General features: G+C 50.9%; 13 protein-coding genes and 1 riboswitch. Of the genes, 10 read left to right on the top strand and 3 right to left on the bottom strand.

The features are described from left to right. The first annotated feature begins 42 nt into the window (after positions 1–42). The 6 genes from KNO95_RS07735 (at position 43) to KNO95_RS07710 (ending at position 14,783) form a co-directional block, all read left to right on the top strand. A complete protein-coding gene (locus KNO95_RS07735) occupies positions 43–417 on the top strand; it encodes a nuclear transport factor 2 family protein (protein ID WP_026825263.1) in 375 nt (124 codons plus the stop codon). A 172-nt stretch (positions 418–589) separates the two neighbouring features. Beyond that, positions 590–1,900, top strand: coding sequence for an Ig-like domain-containing protein (locus KNO95_RS07730; RefSeq protein ID WP_026825264.1), 1,311 nt, complete (start codon positions 590–592; stop codon positions 1,898–1,900). Positions 1,901–2,088: 188 nt separating this feature from the next. Beyond that, positions 2,089–4,767 (top strand): S8 family peptidase, encoded by a 2,679-nt coding sequence (locus KNO95_RS07725; protein ID WP_026825265.1) that lies wholly within the window; start codon positions 2,089–2,091, stop codon positions 4,765–4,767. A gap of 728 nt (positions 4,768–5,495) precedes the next feature. Then, on the top strand, positions 5,496–8,201 hold the full coding sequence (locus tag KNO95_RS07720; RefSeq protein WP_026825266.1) for a hypothetical protein: 2,706 nt from the start codon (positions 5,496–5,498) through the stop codon (positions 8,199–8,201). A gap of 302 nt (positions 8,202–8,503) precedes the next feature. After that, a riboswitch (cyclic di-GMP riboswitch) is annotated at positions 8,504–8,580 on the top strand. Positions 8,581–8,593: 13 nt separating this feature from the next. Next, positions 8,594–9,361 carry a transglutaminase-like domain-containing protein gene (locus tag KNO95_RS07715; RefSeq protein ID WP_026825267.1) on the top strand — a complete coding sequence of 256 codons (768 nt, stop codon included), beginning with the start codon at positions 8,594–8,596 and terminating at the stop codon, positions 9,359–9,361. 115 nt (positions 9,362–9,476) lie between these two features. After that, entirely contained in the window at positions 9,477–14,783 is a 5,307-nt protein-coding gene (locus tag KNO95_RS07710; RefSeq protein ID WP_026825268.1) for a SpaA isopeptide-forming pilin-related protein, read from the top strand. Positions 14,784–14,831: 48 nt separating this feature from the next. Here KNO95_RS07710 and KNO95_RS07705 read toward each other — a convergent pair whose 3' ends face one another. After that, entirely contained in the window at positions 14,832–16,916 is a 2,085-nt protein-coding gene (locus KNO95_RS07705; protein WP_026825269.1) for a heparinase II/III domain-containing protein, read from the bottom strand. 209 nt (positions 16,917–17,125) lie between these two features. On the opposite strand from KNO95_RS07705, the gene KNO95_RS07700 reads away from it, so the two are divergent. After that, the gene (locus tag KNO95_RS07700) at positions 17,126–17,293 is read left to right on the top strand and encodes a hypothetical protein (protein ID WP_161634146.1); all 168 of its coding nucleotides are present in this window, start codon (positions 17,126–17,128) and stop codon (positions 17,291–17,293) included. 46 nt (positions 17,294–17,339) lie between these two features. On the opposite strand, the gene KNO95_RS07695 is transcribed toward KNO95_RS07700, so the two are convergent. Both KNO95_RS07695 and KNO95_RS07690 read right to left on the bottom strand, forming a co-directional pair. After that, positions 17,340–18,203, bottom strand: a complete 864-nt coding sequence (locus KNO95_RS07695) for a tyrosine-type recombinase/integrase (RefSeq protein ID WP_026825270.1) — start codon at positions 18,201–18,203, stop codon at positions 17,340–17,342. A gap of 13 nt (positions 18,204–18,216) precedes the next feature. Next, positions 18,217–18,660: a sigma factor gene (locus KNO95_RS07690; RefSeq protein ID WP_026825271.1), complete on the bottom strand. Its 444-nt coding sequence runs from the start codon at positions 18,658–18,660 to the stop codon at positions 18,217–18,219. A gap of 341 nt (positions 18,661–19,001) precedes the next feature. Between KNO95_RS07690 and KNO95_RS07685 the strand changes: the two genes are divergently transcribed. From KNO95_RS07685 to KNO95_RS07675, 3 genes are read left to right on the top strand one after another with little or no spacing between them, the layout of a single operon-like run. After that, a complete protein-coding gene (locus tag KNO95_RS07685) occupies positions 19,002–19,337 on the top strand; it encodes a helix-turn-helix domain-containing protein (protein ID WP_051545949.1) in 336 nt (111 codons plus the stop codon). Next, a complete protein-coding gene (locus KNO95_RS07680) occupies positions 19,334–20,077 on the top strand; it encodes an ImmA/IrrE family metallo-endopeptidase (protein WP_026825273.1) in 744 nt (247 codons plus the stop codon). Before KNO95_RS07685 ends, KNO95_RS07680 begins: the two co-directional genes overlap by 4 nt. Continuing rightward, on the top strand, positions 20,070–20,684 hold the full coding sequence (locus KNO95_RS07675) for a hypothetical protein (protein WP_026825274.1): 615 nt from the start codon (positions 20,070–20,072) through the stop codon (positions 20,682–20,684). The genes KNO95_RS07680 and KNO95_RS07675 overlap by 8 nt, the downstream gene beginning before the upstream one ends. Positions 20,685–20,836: the final 152 nt, after the last annotated feature.

The following is a 20,836-nucleotide window of genomic DNA, read 5'->3' as shown; positions in this document are numbered from 1 at the left end:
CGTTATCTGTGCTATGATGGACGGGGAAAGGAAGGGACAACTATGGAGACACTCAACATGAAACAACTTTCTGACGACCGGTCGGCCCATCAAGTGGCCGGCGATCTCGACGCGATGCGGGCGCTCATGCACGACTCGTTCCGATATGTCGATTCGAGCGGGCGTCAGTTCGATAAAGAGACGTTCTTGGACCAGTACGTCGACCCGACGGCGATTCAATGGATCGCACAGGAGACGGTGACGTTCGACGAGACGGTACGCGGCGACCTCGCCGTCGTCCAACTCTTGCTCGAGGAGAAGTTCATCCTCGGCACGAACGCCTACGAAGGTCGCTTCTGGATGCTTCATCTTTATACGAAAGAAGATGGCGTCTGGTTATGGCAAGGCGGACAAGCGACGATGATCAACGAAGGATAATAAGCGTTTAGACACTCCACATTAATGGGTGTCTTTTTTATAAAATGAAGGAAATGTGAATTTGAAAAATATATGCCTATTTTAGAAAAATTATGTACCCTTTTGAAAAAGGACAGATTATAATATTTTTGTAAACGATTGTCATTATTCCTGAGGAGGACCCAAATTCATTATGAAACAACCAAAATATGCAGCTCTTTTCTTAGCGACCACGCTCGCATTCGGAGGAATCGTTCCTTCAACAGCCGTCAACGCGGAGACGACTGAAGACGTCACAGCACCTGACGCCCCTGTGTTATCAGCACCACTCCACACGTCGAACTCACTCACAATCACGGGTGAGGTCGCAGCGAAAGCGGAGATCATGATCAACAGTAAGACGTACGTCCGTACGATCTTAGAAGGTGGCGAGGCCGTCTTCAAGATGTCTCCACAGTCGATCGGAAAAGTGATCGATGTCCGTCTCGTCGACGCGAGCGGCAACATCAGTGAGACGACGCGTGCGATCGTCGCAGAAGACCCGGAAGCACGTCCTGACGCACCGGTCATCAAACCGTTGACGGAGACATCGCGCGAAGTGCGTGTCCTCGGGGAGCCGGGACAATACGTCGAGCTCACGATCGGCGACAAGACGTATAAAGGGAAGTTCGATGCGAACGGTCTCTATCGTCGTGGGATTGTAGCTCAACCTGCTTACTCGTGGCTCTCGGCGAAGACGGTCACGACGAAAGGTGCGACGAGCGACATGTCAAAACGTAGCGTCTACAAAGACCGGTACGCACCGAAACCGGCAACGTTGACGAAATCGGTGACGGCATCGATGCGTGGCGTTTACGGGAAAGCTGAACCATATTCGACTGCCATCGTCACAATCGGCAGCAAAACGTACACGGCACCGGTCATGTCACACGGTGGGTTCATCGTCCCGATCCCTGCTCAAAAGATGGGACAGAAGATGTCACTCGTCATCCGCGACGGTGCAGGCAACGTCAGTAAACCAAAAGCGATCACGGTGCAACATGCACTCTATCACAACTTCCACCGTGTCTATATTGAAGGTATGAAGTTGACGCTTCATAAAGAAGCATTTCGTTCAAGTGGTGACACGCGCTACGCCGAGACGTTCGCACCGGCCTTTCTCGGTCATCCATCTAAATCAAACCTGAACTTCCTGCTCAACTACTTTGCGGAAGATGGGGAAGTCGCAGGGTTTGAGAAGATGACACTCCGCGTTGGGCGCGCGACATACTCACAAAACATCTCAGAAGATGATGTGACGTACGAAATGTATGATGACGGTTCGATTGAAGAGTCGTTCCTCTTCGACCCGAGCACGAAACTCATCAACTTCGTCGACAAGTACGTCCGTCCGGAAAACCGGATCGTCGTCACAATCGAAGGTAGCGAATACGATGTAGAGTTTAAGTTAGCAGGTGCTGAAAAACGCGCCTTCATCCAATCGCTTCAATACGCAGGATACTAATTGAGGGACCGGTGGAGACACCGGTCTTTTGTATGCGAAGATCTCTCTCCTTATAGGAAGAAAGACGATTCGACGAATAGATTGAAACATTGTCGAAACATTTTTGTTACGCTTTTGAAACATGAACCGATAATTATCGTAGAACGATGTGGGGTACATGCCTCAACACATATGAAAGAGGGGAAAACATGAAAGCACGATTCAAGCAGTTCGTGGCGATGGTGACGGTTCTCGTCCTCGTCCTTTCGTTCTTGCCGCCAGCACTCGCTGACAGTGGAAACGGGATGACCAATGCCACATTACTCACTCCGGGGGAAGCGGTCGAGTTCACGACCGATACGGAGCCGGTAAACACGTATTGGTTCAAGATGGAACGAGAGACGTCCGCGATGACACATATGGAAGTCACGTTCGAATCTTCGAAGCTCGCGAACATCAGCGTCTACCCGAGCGCCGACATGGCGGCGAAGGATGAGACGTTCGACCGTTACCGCGCGAGCGCGACGAAGGAAGAGAAAGAACAGACGGCCAAGATCGATTTCCCGTTCGCATGGGAAGGTCCATACTACATCAAGGTCGAGTATATGCCGATGGAACTCGGCGAAGAGATGATGGACATGCCGACAGAAGAGGTACCGGAAGGGGAAGAGCCACCGGCACCAGACCTCTCGATGTTCGCGTCAGACATCAAGCTCGTCGTCAACCCGGTCAAGCTCCCGGTCAAATACGAGCAGGTCGGCGGCGACATGTGTGCCGTCGAATCGATCGTCCAACCGGCACCGGAACGTGACTCGATGCTCAAGCTCATCCGTCGCGTCCAAAGTGAAGTACTCGGCACGTCACAGGAAGGTCGCGACTTGTCGGCCCTTTACTACCGTGCCTCACCGTATATCGTCAAGGCGATCACGTTTGACGGCGAGAAGCGCAAAGCTGCCCTCACCGACTTGAAGACGCTCCGTCCGTTGTTGACGGCACTCGTTGACAAGAAGGCGTATACGCTCAAAACCCAGGACGCCTCGGCGATCAACCGTCTCCACGCCTTGGTCGACGCAAGCGTACCGACCGCGTTGCAAGGCGAAATCGGCGAGATCGCGACAGCGCTCGAGATGGACTCGCTCGCCGGGACCCCGGTGACGGACCTCTTTGGTAAGATCGGAATGACGATTCAAACGGACGGCAGTGACGCACCGCGTTACATTGTCAAATACAAATCGTCACCAAACACATCAATTGGCAAGATGAACGCGATGAGCGACGTCTCGGCCGAGCGTATCGCCATCGGGAAACCGTCTGACTACTTCGCGCTCGTCGATGTGGAAGAAGCGTCGATGAAGATGCAGGCACAGGCGAAGTCGACGCTCGAGTCGGACCGTAACGTCGAGTATATCGAGCCGGTCCAGACGTATGAGTCGTTCGCGACCGACGTCAGCCTCGACTACCAGTGGGCGATCAACCAGAAGTCGATCCTCGAGCCGTTCGCGAATGCAGGGATCGGCCTCGATAAGTATGAGGCGTTGAACTTGCCGAAACGGTCGATCAAAGTGGCCGTCCTCGACACTGGGGTCGACCATCGTCTCCTTGACCTAAAAGGCAAGGTCGATGTCGCAAACGCGAAGAACTTCGTCGACCCGAACGGGGAAGGCGACGCGATCGATGACCACGGTCACGGGACACACGTCGCCGGCGTCATCGGCGCGACACGTGACAACGGCGTCTCGATGCGCGGAATCGTCCCGAACGTCTCGATTCTGCCGGTGAAAGTGCTCGATGCGGGCGGTTCTGGGGACACGGACCAAATCGCACTCGGAATCAAGTATGCGGTCGACGCAGGGGCGAAAGTCATCAACATGAGCCTCGGCGGCAACGAGAGCCGTACGCTCGGTTACATGTTGAAGTATGCGTATGACCGTGGCGTCGTCATCGTGGCGGCGACAGGGAACGATGCGCAGTCACGCGTATCGTATCCGGCATCATCGAAATATACGATCTCGGTCGGCGCGACGAACGCCTTCGGGATCGTCTCGGATTACTCGAACTACGGCGTCAACGTCGACGTCGTCGCACCGGGCTCGAAAGTGGCGAGTCTCGTACCGGACGGGAACGTCGTCTATATGGACGGGACGAGCATGGCGACGCCACACGTCGCTGCAGCCGTCGCGCTCCTCAAGTCGTATCACCCAGATCTTTCGGTCGAAGAGGTACGAACGCTCTTGCAGCGGACGGCGGACCCGATCGCCTTCTCGGGTGGGGACGCACCGTACGACCCACGCATGAGTGACGGGTTCGAGTATGTGTTAGAAGAATTGGGCATGACGCTCCCGGCGTATTACAATCCGGTGAGCGGATTCGGGAAGGCGAACGTCTATCGCGCCGAGTCGATGCTCAAATTGAATGCATCGGGTGCAATGGCACAGGACAACTCGTCGACGTTCAAGGCGAAAGTCGCGTCGGGGACAACGGTCCGTGTGTATAAAGGAGAGAAGTTGATCGGACGAGGCACGTCGAAACAGACCGTTGCCGCCTTCTCGATTCAATCGCAAAAAGCAGGGACGCTCCTTCGCGTCGTCTATACGAACGGGAAGTATGAGACGAGCGAACGTGTCGTCGTCAAAGCCGGCGTACGTCCGGGGCAACCGAAAGTGAACACGCTCCGTTCTTTCGCGAAGTCGGTCACAGGTCGCGGCGAAGCCGGGATGCGTGTCGTCGTCCGCAACAGCAAGTATCAGCTGTTGGGACGCGGAACGATCCTTTCGAACGGCACGTTCTCTGTGAAGACACGTGCGCTCAAAAAGAGTGAGACGATCAACGTCCATATCGAGGACTTGAAAGATCGCCCGGGCAAGATGACGAAGGTGACTGTACGATAAGACTATACGATAGAAGAGAGACGGGTATGCCGAGTGATCGGGATACCCGTCTTTTGTCGTTCATGAAGAAACAAACTATTGAGTCTCCCATTGCCTGATTACTGATAAACGAATCGTACTAGAACAAAAATCGATGCTAGGCACAAAGTCCTCACGAGCAGACGAATTTTGAGCAAGATGCCTATAAAAGAGGAATTGGAATGAAAGGTGCTATTTTGGATAACTTTGGTTTTGTGAAAGAGGTCAATGATTTTTAATTTGGAAATATGTATGGATTAGAAGGGACTTTAAAAATCAATAATGTAAATTAAATACTTAAGGTAATTAATGGTATAAAAATGGTTTTCAACGTGTATTTCAACTTAAATCGCATGAAATCAACAAAAAACGACTCGTTTCGACATTTCCAAAAAAGGTAAATACGAAAATGAATTAAACTAAAATCTCCAAAATTCAAAAACGTTACCAATTTTGCGAAAAAAAACGCTTGTGTCGCTTGGAAGTGTTATGTATATTATGGATGTAAGGTTTTCCAAGAACAGTCTTGGTAAATTGTTCAAGATGATTCTTGCAAAGACTTCTACCGGGGGAGAACGCCTGGTCTACAGAAGAGTCAGTTACATAAACATTAGCACTTTATTCATTGTTATGGATACATGACTCCGAACGAGATCGGTTGGGCAAGGACGGTAGAAAAACCTATCTACCTAAGGGAGGATTTACATCAGATGGCTAAGAAGAAACAATTCGTTACTGCAGCGGCAGCGTTCGCAGTAGCAGCATCAGCAGTAGCGCCTGCAATTACAGCAGACGCAGCAACAAAGACAGTGCGTCTTTCATCAGATTATGTACGCGTAGGGGACCTCGACGCGACACTCGACAAAGAATACAAGGGCAGCGAAATCTACTGGTACAAATCTTCAGTAGACTTGAACAAACTCGGTGTATTCCAAACTGCTAAAGGTTTTGTAAAAGGCCAAGGCATCCGTGTTGAGAAGCGCGTCCGCGTCTTGAACCACGCACAAGAAATCAAACCAGAATCTGAATTCGTATTCGAGCAAGGCGTACCTGTTTCAGGGATCCGCGTTCAACCAGTTCTCTTTGCAGACGGTAACGAATATGCGAAACCAGTCTCAGTAGCTGGATTCAACACAGATAAAGTTGGGGAGTTCGAAGGAACACTCACTTATGCTAACCGCGCTTACGGCGTTGTTACGAAAACAGTTAAATACAAAGTAGTTAATACTGCTGCTGAGATTAAAGAGTTCAAAGCTACTGCAGCTAACGCTCTTACAGTTGACTTCAACAAAGAAATCGACTTCTCTAAAGCTAAGTTTGAAATCAAGCGTGGATCAGTTGTTGTAAACGCGACAGTTGTTCCTTCTGAAGATAAAAAGTCTGCGAAGCTTGAATTAGCTAGCAAACTCTTTGAAGGCGACTACACTGTAAAAGTTTCTGGTCTTACAGACGAAGCTCTTACGAAAACTGCTTCAGTAATGAACGAAAAAGTTGCATCTATCGAACTTGGGTCAACTACAGCACCAACAAACGGAGCTAAGACTGAAGCTAAAGTAGCTTACAAAGTTATGAACCAATACGGTGAAGACGTAACATCTTCAGCACTTGCTACAGATATCTCTTGGACTGCTTCTAACGGTGTTACTGCATCTGACGATAACAAAGGTGTATTGACGCTTTCGGCAACTGAAATCAAAAAAGGTGACATGATTGCTGTTACAGGAATTAATGCTTCAACGAACACAGTCATTTCAAAAGTGATTACTATTGCTGATGTTGCAGTTGCTGACTCATTATCATTCGGATCTGTTTATCACAAAGATGGTAAGCCATTCTCTGGTGTGACTCCAGCATCAGAATTTGCTCTTCTTGTGAACGGCATGGATCAGTACGGTAAAGCACTTACTGCAACAGAAATCAATGATGGATTTATCTTCACTTCATCTAATCCATCTGTACTTGCAATCAACAACGTAGTTTCTGGTCTTGGCGCTGATAAAGATAAGCTGGGTCTTACGTTCACTGCAGGAGCTAACTACGCTAAAGGTGGAACGGTTATCGTTACATCTATCTCTAAGGCAACTGGTAAAGTTGCACAGTATGAAGTGAATGTTGCAGCAGCTCCTGCTCTTGCATCGTTTAACATGTCTGCTCCTGCTGAGATGGTTGCAGCAGGTGAAAAAGTTCAAATTCCATTTACTGCAGTAGACCAGTTTGGAAACGCATTAACTAAATTTGATGACCTTAACGGCAAAGTAAGTTTCTCATCTTCGAAACTTGAACTCGTTAAAGGTAAAGACGGTGTTGCTGTTCTTGAATACACTGCTGGTGCAAAAGGATTTGATGTCCAAGTTGCGACAGTTTCAGCAACAGGTAAAGTTTCGCAACTTAACTTTGACGTAAAAGCTGCGGCATATGCTGCAACAATCGAGTCATTGAAAGATGTAAACACCACTGTAGCTGTTGGTGGGGAAGCAACTCTTGATTATTCTAACTTCATCGTTAAAGATCAATATGGTCGTACGTATGACTTGAAGGATAAACTTGGAGCAGGTGCTAACGACTTGCAAGTTGTTGTAGCTGAGACTGAAAACGAAGGTGCAGTCGCTGTTTCAGATGATAACTTGACTACAAACACTTCTAAATTCACAGTTTCGGGGACTGCTAAAGGAACTGAAACCCTTACTTTCAGTTTGATGAAAGATGGACAACAAGTTTCAACAAGCCCGCTTAAAGTGTCATTCACAACTGTTGATAAGTCAGCTTATGCATCGTTCGAGATTGCTGAAGTTGGCACACTCTATGCAGATGGTCTTGCTACATCGCACACGCAAGACTTCAAAGTCTATGGTGTGAAAGCTGATGGATCTAAAGTCCTTCTCCCAGCTTCTTACTACACTGTGATTGAAGATGATGCAGTTCTTGACATCACTAACGGGAAATTAAACTCAGTTCTTGCTGATAACGATCCTGCTTTCGGTGATAAGAATGAAATCACTTCAAAAATCACTGTAGTAGTAGATGGAGAGAAATCACCAGTTACACTTATGAAAGATGTAACGATTTCAAAAGTTGCTCCAAAAGCTGACAAGGTTGAATTCGTAAAAGATGCTGTCGTTGATGGTGTAGCTAAGTTTGAGTCAACTGCTCTCTCTACGGCGGATGATTCAGCTGCGTTGAAAGGTATCCTTAAAGTGACTGACCAGTATGGTGTTGCAATCGAGACTGTCTCACCTGTTCTTACAGTGACTAACTTGGTCGATAATACAGATCCGAAGACTGACTTAGCGGTTAATCTCAATGGATCTAAAACAGTAGATATTCAAAATGCTGCTGCAACAGATACATTTGTTGTAACTTACCTCCTTGATGGTAAAACAATCACAGTTAAAGGTCTTGTTGTAACAACTCCTTAATCTGAGATATGCAGTCAATCTGATGTTCTCTTAACCATCACCTTTCTTAGAAGGGTGATGGTTTTTTTGTCCTGTGTATATTCTTCTGATTACTTGATAGATTTTTTTAAACTCTTAAAAAAATTCGTCAGCATTACAATAATAATTTTCAATAACTATTAAAAGCTGTTAATTGGTGATAAAAGGGTATTACTATTAGAAGTATTAATTTTTATGACCGATCTAGCACATCCGTTACCATAAAATCGAAAAAACAGAAATCGTTTTCATATCTGATGTGCTAAGGTTGAGGCGTAAGACTTCACTGATAATGGCAAAACTACGCGAAAGCGAGTGACGCAAAGCTATAGGGCCTGTAAAATGGCAGCCAGTTTCCAAAGGAGGTTCGTCTCGTGAAGAAATTCTTCGCAGGGATGTTGGTATTGTTGTTCGCACTGATTGTGGTGCGACCTGCCGTCGCGGATGCGGCGAGCGCGCGTGTCGATACACGAACGGGGAAAGTCGACGTGTACATCTCAAATAAGGACAAAGGATCGTTCAAGTTCGAGGTGCGACAAGGCAAGCAGGTCCGTACTTACGATGTCTATAGAGGGAAGAATCATTTCAACGTCAACTATGGGAATGGGGACTATTCATTCACGCTTTACCAGTCATCGGACGGCAAACGCTATAAACGCGTCTATCGCCTTCAGAAAACGGTCCGTCTCGTCCATTCGACGGCACCGTATCTTCATTCCACCCAAAATGTTTCCATTGATTCTGCGACGTCGCGTCTCGCCTCGTCGTTGTCACGTTCATCTTACTCCACTTCGACGCAAGCGCTCATGACGAGTCGTCACGTCAACCGACTCGTTGACTATGACGACAACAAGCTCATGAAGCTCTCATCGACTTATCTGCCGAATAACGCCGAGACCATTCGGACGAAACGGGGGATCTGCTATGACTTCGCGTCACTAAACGCAGCACTCCTTCGTGCCCAAGGCATCCCGACCCGTCTCGTGATGGGGACGGCGAAAGGCGTCGACGGCTATCATGCGTGGAACGAAGTGTTCGTAAGTGGGAAGTGGCGTGTCATCGATGTGACGCGTGACGTGACCGAGCGACGGACGACGACGTATCGTATCACCTCTGACTATCGTGCCACACTCTATGACTGAATGACGACCAAGGTCCCTTCCGAGAAGGCGGCCTTTTTTTGGTATGTTCTTTGAGGCGAATCTCCTTGTTCCACGTTTGTGATGTCTGCAAACAAAGACGCAGGAGGAAACGCACATGAAACGATGGTTATCCATGGTCTTGACCATATTGCTCGTCATGCAGCCGTTCGCTGTCTCACGAATGGCGTACGCGGAAGGGGACCCGGTCATCACGGACCCGCAGCCACCGGACACTCCGGTCATGACGATCACCGACAATATTCTAGATACGTATACGATTCGGACGACGACAACGGAAAACGTTGAGGTGAGTACGGTCACGACCGATTCGATCGTCGAGATCAACTACAACTGGTCGATCCCGAACGGGCACAGTTATACGGACGGGTCGACGTTCACGTTCCAGATGCCGAGTGAGTTGAAAGTGTATGACGCGGTCACGAACGCACCGCTCAACTTTAACGGTCAGTCGATGGGAACATACTCGCTCGCCCTTGACGGGACAGCGACGATGAGATTTAACGACAACGTCTACAAATACTCAAACATCGAAGGGACGATTCAAGCTCTGACGCAAGTGAAAGAGACGACCGAAATCTCAGAAGAGCGGACGGTCACGATCACCCCAATCGAAAACCAGCTCTCGCAAACGTTACCGGTCGGATTGAAAAGTCCAGGGAAAGACATCACGAAAGCCGGTGTCGCCGACCGACCGTACAACCCGAGCTCCATCGAATGGACGGTCGAGTTGAACAAAGGGCTGAAACAGATCGAGGATGCCCGCTGGACGGACGTGATCCCTGCAGGTTTGGCGTATCGCGCCGACAGCATGGAAGTGACCCGGCTCGTCATGGCGATGAACGGGAATGTCATCCGTGAAGAACCGGTGACGGGGCTCACGGTCGATACGACGGATGGTCTCGCCATCGACTTCGGGAAGATCCAAAACGCTTATCGCCTCACGTTCATCACGGACATCGTCGATGAAGAGGTGGCGACGTTCAACAACGTCACGAACCTCGAAGGGACGTCGTTCAAGACGGCGACGGCCTCGGCGACGGTCGCTGCCGGACGAGGGACGGAGCTCGAGAAACGGACGCCGAATTATGACGATGTCACCCAGACAATCACGTGGGAGTCAGACATCAACTTCCGGCAACGGAATATGGGCTCGCTCACGGTAAAAGACTTATTCACCGACACCCATCAATTGATCAATCTCACGTTATATGAGGTGACGCTTGATGCTAATGGGAACATTGCGAATCGGGTAGCCGTTCCCGTGACGACAAGCAAAATCACAGATACGGGGCTTGAAGGATTCACGTTCGACCTGCCGAAGAACGGGACGGCGTATCAGCTCGAGTATACGACCCGTGCGAAAAATCGCGTCGTCTCCCCGGGCAGTGTGACGAACACGATCGAAGTGAACGGATGGAAGAAGTCGGCGACCCAGTCGATCGGGCAAGTCGTCTTACGAAAGACGCACAAGGCACCAAACTATGCGGCAGAAACGATCGAGTGGACGCTCGAGTTGAACCGGGACAAGCGGGAGATGAACAACGCCGTCATCACCGACACGTTCCCGAACGAGGGCTTGACGTTCATCGAGGACTCGCTGACAATCAGCGGGTTGACGAAAGGGACGGACTACACGGTCATCCCTGACGCGAACGGCTTCACCATCCGTTTCAACATACAATTGACCGATACACATGACATCACGTATGAAACGACGTTCGATTACCGCGAGCGTCTGGACGCGAGCAATACGAGCTTCGTCAACGAGGCGACCGTCGACTGGGTCGATGAATCATCGAACGGACGCACGGTGACGACGACGGATTCCGTCGAGCCGGCATCGAACACGCGCAACAACGGATTCAAAGGCGGCACGTATAACGCCGTCACGAAAGACATCACTTGGAAAATTGGAATCAACTACCATGAGTATGCGACGACGAACCTGACCGTCACCGACACGTGGGAAGGGACGCAAGTACCGGACAAGGATTCCTTCACCGTCGCCAAGATGACGCGCGGAAGTGGGGCGAACGCCTACTCGGTCGATGCGACCCCGATCCCATCGTCCACGTACAACGTCGTGTGGAGTGAAACGGGCTTCGTGTTGACGTTCAACGACCCGACGAGCGACGCGTACGTCATCGTGTATGACACGAACATCGACGACACAAAAATCGCGCCGTCCTATAAAAACACGGCCGTGGTCACAGACGGAGCGACCGAGCTCGGCAACTTGCCGGCGACGGTGACGGTCCGCCACGGTGGCGAATATAACGAGAAGCGAGGCGTCCAGCAAGGAAAGCTCATCGCCTGGACGATCGATATCAACTTCGGACAATCGTCGTTACAAAATGTCGTCATTCGTGACGTCCCATCGAATAATCAGGACGTCCTGCTCGATTCGCTAAGCGTCTATGAGACGACGGTCGCCCCGAACGGTACGGTGACGAAGGCAGGGAAGTTGTCGACGGATGCGTACACGGTCCGAGCGATCCAAGAGATGGGGGAGTTCGAACTTACGTTCAACAATCCGATCGATCGCCCATACATCTTAGAATATGACTCGTATATCCTGGCTGCGGTCGGGACGGATATCACGAACGACGTCTATGTGACGGCAGACGAGGTATCCGAGAACACGACGACGAAACAATCGAAGGTCCGAGTCGCCCGTACGTCCGGAATGGGGACGGCGAGCGGAGAACTCGGCGAATTGACGATTACGAAGACGGACGAGTTGAGCGAGAAGAACTTGAGCGGGGCCTCGTTCGACTTAATCGACACCGGTAGCGGACGTACCGTCCGTCGCGGCACGACAGGAACCGATGGGACCTTGACGTTCGGTCGCCTCCTTTATGGGGACTATCGTCTAGTCGAGACGAAAGCGCCGGACGGTTACTTGATCGCGACGGCATCCCGAAATATCACCATCGCGAAAGTGAAAGAAGCGACGACCGTCAAAAACGACACGATCCGCCAAGACGTCGAATTGATGAAGACGTCGACTTCCGGCAAGGTACTCGAAGGAGCGGAGTTCAGTTTATATAATGCCGCCGATACGCTCGTCAGCGAAGGGCTCGTGACAAACAAGGACGGCAAGATCACCGTGAAAGGTCTCGAGCCGGGCATGTATTACTTCGTCGAGACGAAGGCGCCGACGGGTCACTTGTTCGATGCGACGAAACATGACTTCTCGATCACGAAGGATCAGCTGACGGCGACACCGGTCAGTGTGAAGAACCAACCGTTCAAGTCAATCGAAGTGACGAAAGTCGACTGGAAGACGGGCTTGGCGCTCCCAGGTGCCGTCTTTGACTTGAAAGACACGAACGGAAACACGCTCCGCACGGGACTCGCGGCCGATGCGTTCGGTGTGCTCTTGATTGAGGACCTCGACCTCGGCACGTACCAGCTCGTCGAGACGGAAGCGCCGGACGGATACGTGTTACCTGAAAAGGCGTATACGTTCACGGTGACGCTCGAGAGTGACGTCGTTCAAAAAGACAACGTCAAAAATGAGACGATGAAGCGTGTGAAGTTGACGAAAGTCGACAAAGACACGAACGCCACTCTTCAAGGCGCAGTCTTCACGTTATACAACAGTAAGAACGAAGTCGTCCGTGACAACGTGACGACGGGAGCAGACGGGACGGTCGTCGTCGACCGCCTAGACATCGGTACGTACACGTTCGTCGAGAAGACCGCACCGACCGGCTACATCTTAGACAAGACGCCTCATGCGTTCACGGTCGAGTACGGGCAAGACGTCGATGAACAGATCACCATCACAAACGAACAGCAAAAGTCGGTCCGTCTCATCAAGACGGACGTGATCAACGGTTCACGCCTCGCCAATGCGACGTTCTCGCTCTATCGACAGGACGGTGTCCTAGTCGAGGCGGGCTTGAAGACGGATGCGAACGGGGAGACTTTGGTCGACCGATTGAACCCGGGCGAGTACTACTTCCAAGAGACGGTCGCACCGCCTGGATACATGCTCGACATGACGGCACGTCCGTTCACGCTCGTACGCGGGACGAACGATATCACAGAAGTGATTGCGACGAACGATTCATACAAATCGGTCCGGATGACGAAAGTCGACTCGGAGACGGGCGACCGTCTGGCGGGGGCGACGTTCAATCTCGTCAATTCGTTCGGGACGACGATCCGCGCCGGACTCGTGACGGACGCGACAGGTGAGATTTATGTCGGCGGGCTCACACCGGGCAGCTATGCGTTCGTCGAGACGAAAGCGCCGGACGGGTACTTGCTCGATCCAAAAGAGCACACGTTCAGCGTGGCATCTCGTCAAGCAGCACCGACGACACTCACTGTCACGAACGAACAGAAAAAGTCAGTCCGACTCACGAAGACGGATGTCACGACAGGAAACGTACTTCCGAGCGCGACATTTGACTTGATCGATGCGTCGGGTGACGTTGTCCGTGCAGGACTTGTCACAGATGCGTCTGGAGAGATCTTCGTCCGTGACCTCGAACCGGGCGACTACGCGTTCGTCGAGACGAAGGCTCCAGAAGGTTATATCTTAGATACGACAAAACACGAGTTCACGCTCACACGCGGAACGAATGAAGTCCTCGCGGTCAATGTGACGAACGACCCGTACAAATCGGTGCGACTCGTCAAGACGGACAGCGAGACCGGTAATGTGTTGGCCGGTGCGACGTTCAAGCTGTTGAACGGTGATAGCGAAGTCGTGAAAGCGGACCTCGTCACGAATGAAGACGGAGAGATTGTCGTCGAGGGGCTCGTTCCAGGCGACTATCAGTTCGTCGAGACGAAGGCACCGAAGGGGTACTTCTTAGATGAGTCACCGTATGCGTTCACGTTCGAGCGCGGAGATGTCGAGAAGACGGTCAAGGTAGAAAACGACCGCATCAAGACGCTCCTCGTCAAGAAGGTCGACAGTGAGACGGGTGAACCGCTCGAAGGGGCTACGTTCACGTTGACCGATTCAACCGGTAAGGTGATCACTCTCACGACGGATGCGTCGGGTGAAGCGCGCGTGACCGACTTGAGACTCGGCACGTACACGCTCACGGAAACCGAGGCGCCGTTCGGCTATGAGTTGGACGAGACGCCACGGACGATCCGATTCGAGCGTGGTGGTGCGAACGAACAACAGATCACTGTAGAAAACACGGCAGAGTATTTCGAATTTGAAGAGACAGAAATCCCTGGCGGTGCCGGAGGAGGCGGTTACGATGACGCCGACTCTGAATCGACACTCGGTGCAGGCGACAGCAAGAAACCGACATTGACGGAGCGACTCCCATTCTTAGGTGGCGAATCGTCGAACGGTTGGTTGATCGGCTTGGTGCTTCTCGTCATCGGGATCGGATTCCTGTGGACGACAAGACGGAAGACGGCATAAGTAAAAAACAGGTCCTTTACGCGAACATGGCGTAAAGGACCTGTTTGTTTAGATCGGCACACTGATCTGTCTCGTCTCTTTATTCGAGAGGGTATACGTCACGATATAGTTCGAACCGGATACTTTCACACTCGCCGACCGGATCGTCGTCTTCGACTGGTCGAGTCGGATGAGTGTGAGGTAGCGCACGTCTTTCCCGGTGTTATACGAGATGACTTGCGGACGCGGCTTCCATTCATAATCCTCGACGGCGACGAAACTCGTGCTGTTGCGCATCGATGAATTTTTCAGGTTGAGCTGCATGAGTTGGATCGTCCGGCCGTTCGAGTCGCCATAGACAACGTTCTGGGTCGCCATCGAACTCTGGAGCAGTTTCAGACCTTCCGCAAGGTGGAATCGCTGCACGAATTTCTCTTGTGTCGGGGAGCTGATCCGGTCATAGACGACGAGCGTCTGCGCCTTATCATAGACGAGCGTCCGGCGATGCGTCGCCCCTTTGCCGATGAGTTTGCTTTCACCCATCGCGAGGAGTGACGGACCGAGGTTTTTGACGGTGACAATCTTGCTCTTCTCGCGCATCGAAGTGTTCAAGTCGAGGTTCGAAGCGTCACGATGGACCGTATTATGGGCATCGACTCCGAAGACGCGCTGACGTTCCGGACGGTTCGTATAGCCGTAGCGTCCCGTCTCGATGATGAAGTCGCGACCGAGCCCGTACAGGTCGATGCTCAAGTCGTCGGCGTGTTTATGGGCATTGCTGTGATAGCCCGCCGTCATCATCACTTGCGTCGCCTGATTGAAGGCACGCGGTGGGGCAGACCAATACTCGCGCATGAAGCTATACTGCGTGCTGATTTTCTTCGCTTTGAGCGGTGGGCGTGACCCTTCCTTCCCTCCCGAGACCGCGTAGGCGAGCTGTGGGAAGTCCTCGATATGCGGGATGATCGACGTCGTGCGTCGTGCCCCGGACGTGTCCCCGAAGATTGGGAGCGTCCCGTTTGGCTTGACCATATACGTCAGCTGTTTCGGCATATATTCGACGCGGTTCATGCTGGACGGGAGCGTGAAGCGGTTGTCGTCCGCCCAGATGACGAAGCGGTCGAGCACGTGATACATGTACGCCTGATAGCCCGGTGAATGCTCGAGATGGACGGCGTCCGACGTGATGCTGTGGCGGATCTGTTTGTCGAGCCGGCTGTCAGCGACGGTTTTCCATCTCGCGCTTTGGTCGAACTGCGGGAACGTCTGCGCGATCGCCGTGAGCGCCATGTCCTGGAACACGCCGTGGTTATGTTCATACTTATAAAAACTCGATGTCGCGAGCAACGTGCCGTGCTCATGGAGCGTCCGCAGCATGAGACCCGTGAATGCCGTGTCTTTGTAAAGGGACGACGACTTGTACACGTCCCAGAAGTTCAACAAATGGAACGTCCGGACCGATGTGCCGTGGTCATTATACGGCCAACGGTACTGTTTGTAGTTGGCGACCGGGTGGGCTTTCGTCCAACTTTTCACGACACGCATCCCGTATTTCAAATACGCGGTGTCGTTTGTCGCATTGTAGGCTTGTGTCAATTGGTTCAACACCGTCAAATAGTGGATTTGGAACGGATACGAGTTGCTTGAAGAGCTCGGGATGTCCCGATGCCAGTCGAACGTGTCGATGTTTGGGACCGACAGACGATGCGGTGTGGACGGGACGTACCAATCCCCACGAAGGGCCCGGTTCGCATAGTCGATCGCCCTCGCTTCGGTGAGACGCTCGTATTCGTACGGGGCGTGCGGTGCCATCTGTCGCATGTATTCATGCGACAGTCGTGCTGTCCCGCTCGACGTTAAGTTTGAACGGGTGATGGCGTCAGCGAGTAAGAGCTTCGCCTGACTCTTCTTTATGTAGACCTTCTTTCCACCGCTCAGGGCGACATAGTACCAGCCGGACGTACTGATCGCCGCATAGCGTTTCGTCGTCGAATAGGTCGCCACTTTCGTCAGCTTCCCGCTTTTCATCTCATAGACGATGGCGTTCGGGACGGAGCGGATGTGGAACGGGTTCGTCGCAGCCTGAACGGAGTCGATCGGGGTGACAAATCCCCACGCGCCGATCAAGACGAGGACGAGTAAGATTCGTTTCATAGATACACCTCAAAAATTGGATTTACTTCTTTTTCAAAGTATACCATGAGGTGAATTTATTTCCTTAATTTTCTATATCTTAAAATTCAAATAGGGAATGTATTTGACCTGTCAAAAAAATAGACTACCGAGACGGCGATTAGATCGAGGTGATAAAGTGACTCGGTGAGGACAGTCTAAAGCGTACAGATTGTGAAGGGGGAAATACATTGAAACATGTCAGCTTGTTCCTACTACTTTTCTTTATTACTGCGATGTTTATTTACGTTGTATCTTTGACAGCCCCGCAACTTCTCGTGCCAATCGTGTATCTTGCGATTGCCGCATTGATTGGAATCATCGGATATCTATTGAAGGTATTTGTGATGAAAAGATGATCAAAAATCCGGTCCCTCGTGGACCGGATTTTTTATGTTCCTGTATTCACTCCAACGTCAGTCTTTCCACCGCATCCCGCAGATGGTCCTCGCGCACGCGGATATAGCGCCGGGTCGTCTTCGGCTCGCTATGGCCGAGCAACTCGGACAAGGTCGTCTCCTTGACGCCCTTGTCATAGAGATGTGACGTGAAGGCGTGCCGGAGCGTATGCGACGTGACGGATGTACCGAGCACGTCCTCGGCGGCGCGTTTCAAGTGACGGTTGATCGTCGTCTTGCAGATGAGATCGCCACGGGTACTCGGGAAGACATATGGTGAATCGATGCATCGGCGCTCTTCCTCGAGGTACGTCGTCATCATCGCATGAGCCGCATCGTTCAGCGGGACTTTGCGTGGTTTCCCCGTCTTCGATTCGTGGATGTACAGGAGACGCGCATTCAAATCGATGGCGTCGAGTGTCAACTGTCTCACTTCGTTGATGCGCATCCCCGTATGCAGCTGGAGCGTCAGAAAGGTTCGGTACAGTGGGACGTCGATCGCATCGATGACTCGGTGTAAGTTGCTTGGTGTAGGGACGTCCGAGGGTGTCCGTTCCGTCACTTTCACGCGAAGTTGATGGAACGGATTGTGCGTGACGAGCTGCTCGGTGATGGCCCAGTCATACAAACCGCGGAGTGCGCTCAAGTAATTGTTGATCGTCACCGGTTGACATCCTTCGGAGCGGAGGGCGTCGATATACGGCATGACGTCCTGCCTCGTCTTGAAGTCGTCGAGAGTTCGGTTCTGTCCCATGATTCTCTCGAACCGGGCGAACTTATACATGGCCTGGCTGACCGTGTTGTCCGATTTTCCGGTCATGCGTAAGTAGTGGACGTGTTGATCGACGGCGTCTTTCATGTGTAGGGTCATCTTCATTCTCCTCTTACTCGTTGTCCTCACGGAGCATCCGCTGGAGTTCGGCCTTGTAGGCACGGAGGCGGCTCGGGGAGTATCCGAGCGAGGCTTCAGTTCCGTGAAGCATATGGCAGAGTAAGGTGAAATGACGATTTGGTAAAGTGGAACGCTTGTCGTCTAGCCAAAGGGACAGCGGCACCTCGCTCTTGTCGATTTGCTCGGGGAGCCGTTCACTCGTCACCTCGTGCTGGAGCGTCTTCGCCTGCTTGGCTCGCTCGTTTAAGATTGCCCCACGGATACGGATGAAACAGTAGGTTTTCCCTAGCGTCTTGCCGTCTTGGATGGCTCGCCATAGGGCGATTCGTGCCGTCTGGGCGGCATCGTCGACTTCGTTCGGATGGAGATGGAGTTGGCGGATGACGTAAAAGATCATCGGTTCCCACTCTTTGATTTGTTCGTTTGCGTCTGGCATGATGGGCTGCTTTCCCGCGCGCGTCTCAAGTTTCCTAGGTGGATACAGCATAATGGTTGTTATAGAGAATCCCTGCTTTTGATTCATAAGGCTTGGCGCAAATGGGATACAGCATTTTGAGACTATATCCGATTTGATTTGACGAAACGACACGGTTGGCGAGGTGCGAAAACCGCATAACAACCATTATAGGAGGATGTCCCTCATTGTTTGAAGGATGTATTCCTATACAACGTAATAAAGAGAGGGGAAATCAATGGTAAATAAGGCTACAAAATTAATTTGCAAATTTGTAGTCTTGATTGAAATGGGTTACCATAAAATAAAAGGAGGGTGTCATCGTGAACGCAAATAAAATCATTGTGAACAACATACAATCATGGCTAAGGGATAACGGAAAATCGCAACAATGGTTAGCTCAAGAAATCGGGGTCAGCAAGGCGTTGATTGGTCATATGTTGAATGAGAGTCGCGTCATTCAATCAAAACGAATCGTTGATCTTGCGAATGCACTGGGTTTGACGGTCAATGAATTGACATCGGATGCTTCGATGAAGGAAGAACGCATGACGGTCGAATTGCGAGGCACACTGTCAAATCGACGGTCGAAAATGGAACTCGAGCGTTTGAAATTTGCGATAGAAGATTATGTTGGTCTCAAGAGTGAACGACCATGAAGCCATCGGCACGGATTGCGGAAGACACGGCAGAAGCATTCGCGGCAGATTTTTTAGAGCAAGTCATTGACAGTCACGTTTTCATTGGCGCTTACATCGAGCAGGTGTTAGCCAAACGCGCGAACCTCATTTTTCAATATGTCGAGGACGATACCTATTATGGTGTCGCCATCAAACACATGTCTGGAGAAGCGTTCATCGCATTGAACTCTTACCAACCATTACGCATGCGTTACTTTACCGCAGCCCACGAGTTATGGCACTTGTCTGAAGCGAGCAAGTGGCAAATCGATGGATTCGATCACGAACGAGCGGCCGACCGTTTTGCCGCTGCAATCATGCTACCAAAAAGTATGACAAAAGAAATTTGGGAGAAGCTGAAAGACAATCATGATACGAAGACCGCTATCATCTATTTGGCCGATATGGCTCAAGTCCCTTACGTCGCAGTCGTAAGACGACTCCGGGAACTCCATTACCGATTCTCTGATCTGAGTGAACAGGAATCCGACTGGCGCGAAGAACGGAAGCATCTTGGGATTGCCCCGAGTCCATTGGATCAAGCCCAACGTTTCGAATCATTTTCAGCCTATGAACAAGTGGTCGTCAAAGCGGTAGAAGAAGAACGGTTGACACGTTTGAGTGCCGCCAATAAACTCTCTGTTTATCGTCCTGATTTGGCTCGGGCGTTACAGGAAGATGAAGTCAGTCGTCTACAAGAGGACGCTGCCGATGATTAAGGAGCCGGTGTTCATCGATGCGAACATCATCATTCACGCGGCAAGCTTTCAACAAGCCGACGTCTTTGATTGGATCAACAGTTTGTATGGACAAGTTCTGATTCATGTAGAGGTATTGAATGAACTGAAAATATCTTCTGTCAGACAAAGGGTCGATGCGTTTATACATGACGGTGAGTGGATGTTGTTCGATCCTGAATCGGAAACATCGATTGCGACGGATGAACTCTATGACCTCTATCTCGTTTATCTGACGGAAGTTCGCCATGCGTTTCAACAACTGGACGAAAAGAAAGTCAGGGAAGGCAGACCGCTCAAGCATACGAGCGATTTGGGAGAAATCCATAGTCTTGCGGCCGCACGATTGATCAGCGCTGGCTTGATCTGTAGCGATGACGCGGACATTCGAGAAGTCATCAAAGACGCCGAACTATATATCGTCAATCAGGATGGAGAGGAAACGCTGATTCATCAGCACACACTCATGGATTTTTGTATTCATTTGAGACGATATGAAGTCGTGAGAAGAAGTGAGATTCGAAAGTTTTTCAAATCGATTCGTCCTCGTGATATGAATTTGCTCGATCAATACCTTGATGAACGATAATCATTCAGCAGAATCCAACGCACGTCCGTTTACGACGTAGCTTGGATTCTTTTTTAGTAGACTTTTCTTCTTGCTAACATGCTATTCCGAACGGCATATACTAGAAGTTATGAAATTATTTGAACAAAAGGATATAAAGTCCAAATTTTAGT

The sequence above is a fragment of the Exiguobacterium sp. ERU653 genome, from assembly GCF_018617775.1.
Taxonomy (GTDB): Bacteria; Bacillota; Bacilli; order Exiguobacteriales; family Exiguobacteriaceae; genus Exiguobacterium; species Exiguobacterium marinum.
The sequence above is the reverse complement of the archived record's forward strand: the minus strand, read 5'-3'. Positions and strand labels throughout refer to the sequence as shown.

Bases quoted from the DNA above. Each gene is read 5' to 3' on its own strand.
- KNO95_RS07705 (WP_026825269.1), bottom strand. From the start codon at position 16,916: ATGAAACGAATCTTACTCGTCCTCGTCTTGATCGGCGCGTGGGGATTT.
- KNO95_RS07690 (WP_026825271.1), bottom strand. From the start codon at position 18,660: ATGCCAGACGCAAACGAACAAATCAAAGAGTGGGAACCGATGATCTTT.
- KNO95_RS07735 (WP_026825263.1), top strand. From the start codon at position 43: ATGGAGACACTCAACATGAAACAACTTTCTGACGACCGGTCGGCCCAT.
- KNO95_RS07730 (WP_026825264.1), top strand. From the start codon at position 590: ATGAAACAACCAAAATATGCAGCTCTTTTCTTAGCGACCACGCTCGCA.
- KNO95_RS07675 (WP_026825274.1), top strand. From the start codon at position 20,070: ATGATTAAGGAGCCGGTGTTCATCGATGCGAACATCATCATTCACGCG.
- KNO95_RS07710 (WP_026825268.1), top strand. From the start codon at position 9,477: ATGAAACGATGGTTATCCATGGTCTTGACCATATTGCTCGTCATGCAG.
- KNO95_RS07725 (WP_026825265.1), top strand. From the start codon at position 2,089: ATGAAAGCACGATTCAAGCAGTTCGTGGCGATGGTGACGGTTCTCGTC.
- KNO95_RS07680 (WP_026825273.1), top strand. From the start codon at position 19,334: ATGAAGCCATCGGCACGGATTGCGGAAGACACGGCAGAAGCATTCGCG.
- KNO95_RS07695 (WP_026825270.1), bottom strand. From the start codon at position 18,203: ATGACCCTACACATGAAAGACGCCGTCGATCAACACGTCCACTACTTA.
- KNO95_RS07720 (WP_026825266.1), top strand. From the start codon at position 5,496: ATGGCTAAGAAGAAACAATTCGTTACTGCAGCGGCAGCGTTCGCAGTA.